Consider the following 5,913-nt stretch of genomic DNA (forward strand, 5'->3'; position numbering starts at 1 on the left):
CCACGAAACGCTGTTCGCGCAGGTGCTCCAGCGCATGCCGTTGCCCGCGTCACCGGCGCGCCGACGACCGCGCCCACCCAGACCGCCCGCGCTCCTGCCGGTAGCGGCATAGCAGGGGTGGCCGTAACGATGATCAAGGCCACCGAGCCGTAGTTGAGTACCCGTCCGAATAGCGACTGGATGACCTGAACGCTCTCGACTTTTGGCAGGAGCATTTCAATCGTGTCGCGTCGAATAAAGCCGGTTTTGGCGATAATTTTCTTGTTCGTAACGGCTAACTCAGTACTGATGTATCGTAGATAGGCCGCTAACCAGGCCAGGAGTCCCAACCCGTAAAAGGGGAGGAGTACCAACCCAAGGACGAACAGCCCCAGCATCGACAAAATGCTTACCGTGGCCTGGCACTGGACCGACTCACCACTACCCATTGCGTTTTCAATGTATGACGCCATGCTGTCTTATCTCCGTTGACTTGGTTTTCACGCTAAATTCCCGTCAGAGCTTGCTGCCTAGCGGATGCCTAATTGCACTTGCCAGCGGCCTTCAGCAAGGCATTACAAGCAGTGCTTGTTCCGCTTCCACTCGGTTGGTTGCCTGATTTGTTCATCTCAGTGCAAATGGCATCTGACACCACCCGCCCAACCACCGAAACCGTCCCGGTGACATAGCAAGTGTATTTCTTGCCTGCATTGGTCTTGACGAGATAGCTCGTTTTAATGCCGTCATCTTCACGGTTTGAAATGGTGAAGCTACCTTTCTCAAGGCCAAGGGCACTGGCCGTATTTTTTTCGATGGCGTCATTATTTACGGCCACCGATGCACAACCAGCGACAAGCCCAGTCAACAGGACGACCGCCGCGGCACGGGTAATATAAGATTTTCTCATTTGGTCCTCAGCGCGAAACCCCGCGTTCAGGCGGGATAGGGATGGCGGGCGACGGCAACGCCGTCGGTTCTTTGCTCGGTTGCCAGTCGTTCACGGCTGTCTGTCCGTAAGGGCTTGGTAAATGGAGCCTTGGGGTTTTCCGAAACCTCAAATCAATGATACCTTTCAAGATAGTGGGTTTCAAGGTGTGAATTCCTAATACACATACCGCCGCGTGCGTTGGCTCTTGCTTGCGAAAAGTGCTCAGAGTGCTCTATAGTGGTCACTTCTGGCGACAGTCGTTGTTTCAGGGGGTTAGAATGCGTTTGCTGAAAGCGATTGGCGCCTCGTCCGCCTTGACGGGCACAGCGGCTCCGGCCTATCCTGCCCAGGTCGCCCCTCATTGGGCGGCCGGGATTGGCGTCCTGACTCCCAGAGCGCGTAAGCGCTCATCCGAAGCGCTTTTTTTGTGCGTCCCCTTTTTATGGTGGGCGCCATGGGGGCGCCTTCGGGCGCGCGGTTTCTCTGGGGCCGTACGCCAACCCTGTGGCACCCGCCACCCTCTCGATTGGCGTCGACGGTGGCGGTTCTCAAACCCAGAGGACTCCACCATGTCTGACCCATCCCAAGATCCGTCCGTCCCGGTCGTATCCCCCGACACCCTGCCCGTCGTTGCCTATCAAGGTGTGCGTGTCGTCACCACCGAGCTGCTTGCGCAGCTCTACGGTGCATCTGAACAACAGATTCGACAGAACTTCGCCAACAACCAGGCGCGGTTCGAGTCGGAGAAGCACTTTGTAAGGCTTGAAGGCGTTGCGCTACAAGAGTTTAAGAACTACATCGAAAATTTCGACGTAGTGAAAATCTCCCCGAAGACCCGTCATCTGATCCTCTGGACCGAACGCGGCGCGGCCCGCCACGCCAAGATGTTGGACACCGACCGCGCCTGGGAGGTGTTCGAGCAGTTGGAAGATGCGTACTTCCGCCGCGCCGACCAGGCCGCCGCTGCGCCGGTCCCCAGTCCGGCCACGGTACCGGGCACCGACCCCGAACATCCGGCGATCACCCTCGGCGACATCGCCATCCGGCAGGACCGGGACGGACGCTACTGCATCAACGACGTCTATCAAGCGGCGGGCGGCGACGACCAACATCAGCCAAACCGCTGGCTGCAACGCCACCACACCATCGCGATCATTAAGGAGTGTGAGGTTCCCGGGTGTGCGGCGGTGGTGGCCACGCCGGGGCGCGGCACCTTCGTGGTGAAGAAGGTACTCCTGGCCTATGGGCTGTCGGTCAGCCTCGCGTTTCACTTGCGGGTGAGTCGCGCCTTCGAGGCCGCGACAACGGCCGCGACCAGTCAACCGGCGGACGGGCCCCTACTGCCAAGCGAGCAACAGGCCCTGGCGGCCGTCATTGGTGCACGCTGCGAGGGACGCGACGGCACGACCCAGGAGCAGGTCTCCGCCGGGCTGTGGGCGAGCCTGCAACGCCAGTTCCACATCGTCGAGCCGGCCGAGCTTCCCCGCTCCAAGCTGGCCGAGGCCATCGTCTACCTGACGGCGCTGCCCGTCACCCCCGCGCCCGTGCCGGCGCTCCCGGCCCCGGCCGCCGAGGTCCTCACACGCGCCGACCGGGCCAACCTGGATCGGCTATTGGGGATCATGACGGATCATCTGTTCCACGCCCGCGCCTGGCGCTTCGCGATTTGGCGGTCCCTGCGCGCCGTCACTGGTACGCGCTCTCCCCAGCAATTCGAGGTGCGCCACCTGCCCGTGATGTGCGCCGAGTTGCGCCGGCTCTATGCCGCGTCTGCCGCCTGGGAGGATGCGGTGTATGAGGCCGAGGCCGACTTGCTGCGGCGGGTGTTTCGGCTGGGCGAGGACTTCGAGCAGGTCATCGCCGAGCTGCGCGCCGAGCAGCTCGCCGCCGGCGTCGAGCGCGGTGCGCAGTTGATCGTCGAACTGTCCCATGGCCGCATGGGCGAGATCTCCAAGCTCTATGCCCGCGTGCCGGGCGCACGCCGCGATCCGCGGCCCGACCTCCAGGAGTAGGCCGCCAGGCCGGGGGGCGCCGCCAGCCCGCTGGATGGTGCTCCGCCTCCCTAAATCCCTTTTTAGGCTGAATTATGACCGCTGAACCCCTCGCATTGACCCTCGCCGCGGCGGCCAAGTGTCTGAGCGTCAGCCCGCGCACCGTGCGCCGGCTGATGGACGCGGGCCAACTGCGGCGCGTTTCGATTGGTCGGGCAGTGCGGGTGAGTGCCGCCAGCGTGCGTGCCTTCGTGGAGCGCGCGGAGGCCCAGGCGGTTGCTATGCTCGACAAAAGCGCTCCGCGTGCTATTCTTCCGGCATGGACAGACCACGACGCACCGATCACGACGGCCTCTACCAGCGCCCTGGCTCGCCATTCTGGTGGGCTACCTGGACCGACCGCACAGGCCACCGAACTCGGCGCTCTACTCGGACTACCAACCGCCGCGACGCCGAGGCCATCCTTGCCGGGTGGCGCCTCGAAGCGCACCGCGCCACGGACGCCCAGGGGCTCCCGGTCCGCACCTTCGACGCGCTGATGTTGGCCTATCTCAAAGGGCCGTCCGCCGACAAGCGGGCCGATCGCGACCGTTACAGCGCCAAGCACCTGTACCCGGCGTTTACCGGGCGAAACTTGGCGACGCTGGCCCCGTCGGACGTACGCCGTTACATCGACGACCGCCGCGCCGCAGGGGCGCAACCGGGAACGATCAACCGCGAAATCGGCCTACTGTCGTCGGCGCTCAACTATGCTCGCCGCGAATGGGATTGGGCGATACCCAACCCAGCGGCCGGGCGGCAACTGCGCGAGCCCGAGGGCCGGGTACGCTGGTTGAGCAAGGAGGACGCCACGCGACTCATCCAGTCAGCGGAGGCTGAACCGAAAGCTGGACATCTGGCGGATTTCATCAGGCTGGCCCTGCACACGGGGTGCAGGAGGGATGAACTGCTGCGGCTCGAGTGGTCCCGCGTTAATCTGGACAGCCGCTTGCTGTTGTTGGAGGCGCAGCACACCAAGGCGGCACGGCGGCGCTCGGTCCCACTGAACGCAACGGCCTGTCGTGCACTGGCCAGCCGCATTGCCTTCCGCTTGGCCCACTGCCCAGGATCGCCTTGGGTCTTCGCCCACGAGGATGGATCGCGGATTGCTGCCTGCCGCCGTTCGTTCATGAGCGCCTGCCGGCGTGCCGAGATCACGGATTTCAGAATCCACGATTTGCGACACACCTGCGCGGCCTGGCTAGTCTCGGGTGGAGTCCCGCTAACCGAGGTCAGAGATCTACTTGGACACAGCACCATCGGGATGACGGAGCGGTATGCGCACTTGGCCCCCGAGCGAGTGCGGGCAGCGGTGGCAATATTGGATGTCGGCGACGATTAACCAGGTGGCCCGCCGCCCTTACGGGCCAGCGCGTCACATTCCGCGTCACACTATCACTTGAGAGTTTCGAGAAATGACGCCTAAGCGCCTAGATAAATATGGTCGGGGTGACAGGATTCGAACCTGCGACTTCTGCCTCCCGAAGACAGCGCTCTACCAAGCTGAGCTACACCCCGAATAAACAAGTGGGACAATACGGCCGGTCCCGGCGGTGACCCGCATTTCAATTGCCGGTCCTTAAGGTCAATGGTCTCTACTGACCGCGAAATCGGCCATCCCGGCCAGCGCAGCGGTGGCGTCTGAGGGGGGTAGGGCGGCCAGTGCCTCCTTTGCCCGTCGGGCGTAATCACATGCGAGTTGAGCAGTGTAGGGGATTGCGTCAGTCGATGCAATAGCCGCGATCACATCGTCGATCCGTTCGCGCCCGCCGTGCTCAATGGCCTCACGCAGCAGTTGGCGCTGTGGCGCAGTGCCTACGGCCATCGCGCGCAGGACCGGCAGGGTGGGCTTACCTTCGTCCAGGTCGTCGCCGACGTTCTTGCCTAGCTCGGCGTTGCTGCTGCTGTAGTCCAGGGCGTCGTCGATCAACTGGAAGGCGATCCCCAGATTGCGGCCATAGTCGGCCATGGCCGTCTCCACGGCGGCCGGGCAGTCCGCGAGTATGGCGCCCAAACGGGTGCCGGCCTCGAACAGGGTGGCGGTCTTGCGGTCGATAACCTCCATGTAGCGCCGCTCGTCCGTATCCGGGTCCTTGGTGTTGAGGAGCTGCAAGACCTCGCCTTCGGCGATGCGGTTGGTGGCGTGGGCCAGCACCTCCATCACCCGCATACTGCCGACCTCGACCATCATCTCGAACGCGCGCGAGTACAGGAAGTCGCCCACCAGCACGGCCGCCTCGTTGCCCCAGACGATGTTGGCGGTGTCCTGGCTGCGGCGCAGTGCCGAGCCGTCGACCACGTCGTCGTGCAGCAGCGTGGAGGTGTGGATGAATTCGATGACCGCGGCCAGGTTGATGTGTTGGGTGCCGCGGTAGCCACAGGCCCGGGCGGCCAACAGGACCGACAGCGGGCGCAGCCGCTTGCCGCCGCTGCGCACGATGTAGTGCCCGATCTGGTTGATCAGTGCGACGTCGGATTGCAGCCGCCGCACGATGAGTGCGTCGACGGCCTTGGTGTCTTCGGCGACGGGGAGGCGGATCGCGGAAAGGTCCATGCGTGTGGGGACTGGAATCAATAGGTGGCCGTCGATGCTAGGGGTCACTCGGGGGGCTGTCAACCTAAATCCGGCGTTTGCCGACGCCAAGACGCCAAGACGCCAGGCAAAACAAGGGCGTTTCTGCGTTGTGCTGCGCGGCTGCCGCAAGGGGGGGCGCTGCTGATAAGGCACTGAATAATCATGCTGCTTTGGCGTCTTGGCGTGGGTGCGACCGATCCTGGGGTCGAGTGTGGGCGTTTGGATATGCGCCTCCCGCGTCGGCCGCCGTGCCCGAGACCCCAGGGCGGAACCGTTCTAGCCAGGATCCGCTGTTGCAAGCGATGGTTGTCCACAACCCTGGACAATGCCCGGCGGTCGGGGTATAAAGCGTCTCGGTCCCCCGCTGCCGGAGAGCGCGTGCGTGAATCTGCGCGAAGTCG

5 protein-coding genes, 1 tRNA gene and 1 pseudogene are annotated in these 5,913 nt (G+C 63.5%); 3 read left to right on the plus strand and 4 right to left on the minus strand.

What is annotated here, in order from left to right; translation table 11 throughout:
* The coding region (locus QZY44_RS17640) for a PH domain-containing protein (RefSeq protein WP_295449098.1) at nucleotides 1-452 on the minus strand (452 nt) is incomplete at its 3' end.
* A 68-nt stretch (nucleotides 453-520) separates the two neighbouring features.
* Nucleotides 521-886, minus strand: coding sequence for a hypothetical protein (locus QZY44_RS17645; protein ID WP_295449102.1), 366 nt, complete (start codon nucleotides 884-886; stop codon nucleotides 521-523).
* A 590-nt stretch (nucleotides 887-1,476) separates the two neighbouring features.
* On the opposite strand from QZY44_RS17645, the gene QZY44_RS17650 reads away from it, so the two are divergent.
* The 3 genes and pseudogenes from QZY44_RS17650 (at nucleotide 1,477) to QZY44_RS17655 (ending at nucleotide 4,279) form a co-directional block, all read left to right on the plus strand.
* Nucleotides 1,477-2,919, plus strand: coding sequence for an ORF6N domain-containing protein (locus QZY44_RS17650; protein ID WP_295449104.1), 1,443 nt, complete (start codon nucleotides 1,477-1,479; stop codon nucleotides 2,917-2,919).
* A 74-nt stretch (nucleotides 2,920-2,993) separates the two neighbouring features.
* A pseudogene (locus QZY44_RS35850) lies at nucleotides 2,994-3,146 on the plus strand (helix-turn-helix domain-containing protein); the annotation flags it as partial.
* Between the two features lie 71 nt (nucleotides 3,147-3,217).
* Nucleotides 3,218-4,279: a site-specific integrase gene (locus QZY44_RS17655; protein ID WP_295449106.1), complete on the plus strand. Its 1,062-nt coding sequence runs from the start codon at nucleotides 3,218-3,220 to the stop codon at nucleotides 4,277-4,279.
* Nucleotides 4,280-4,378: 99 nt separating this feature from the next.
* Here the strand turns inward: QZY44_RS17655 and QZY44_RS17660 are convergent.
* A tRNA-Pro gene (locus QZY44_RS17660) sits at nucleotides 4,379-4,455 on the minus strand.
* 67 nt (nucleotides 4,456-4,522) lie between these two features.
* Nucleotides 4,523-5,491 (minus strand): polyprenyl synthetase family protein, encoded by a 969-nt coding sequence (locus QZY44_RS17665; RefSeq protein ID WP_295449109.1) that lies wholly within the window; start codon nucleotides 5,489-5,491, stop codon nucleotides 4,523-4,525.
* Nucleotides 5,492-5,913 lie beyond the last annotated feature (422 nt).

Origin of the sequence: uncultured Thiodictyon sp., from assembly GCA_903837595.1 — a bacterium.
Taxonomy (GTDB): domain Bacteria; phylum Pseudomonadota; class Gammaproteobacteria; order Chromatiales; family Chromatiaceae; genus Thiodictyon.

Coding starts and splice junctions, on each gene's coding strand:
- QZY44_RS17665 (WP_295449109.1), bottom strand. CDS start 5,491: ATGGACCTTTCCGCGATCCGCCTCCCCGTCGCCGAAGACACCAAGGCC.
- QZY44_RS17650 (WP_295449104.1), top strand. CDS start 1,477: ATGTCTGACCCATCCCAAGATCCGTCCGTCCCGGTCGTATCCCCCGAC.
- QZY44_RS17645 (WP_295449102.1), bottom strand. CDS start 886: ATGAGAAAATCTTATATTACCCGTGCCGCGGCGGTCGTCCTGTTGACT.
- QZY44_RS17655 (WP_295449106.1), top strand. CDS start 3,218: ATGGACAGACCACGACGCACCGATCACGACGGCCTCTACCAGCGCCCT.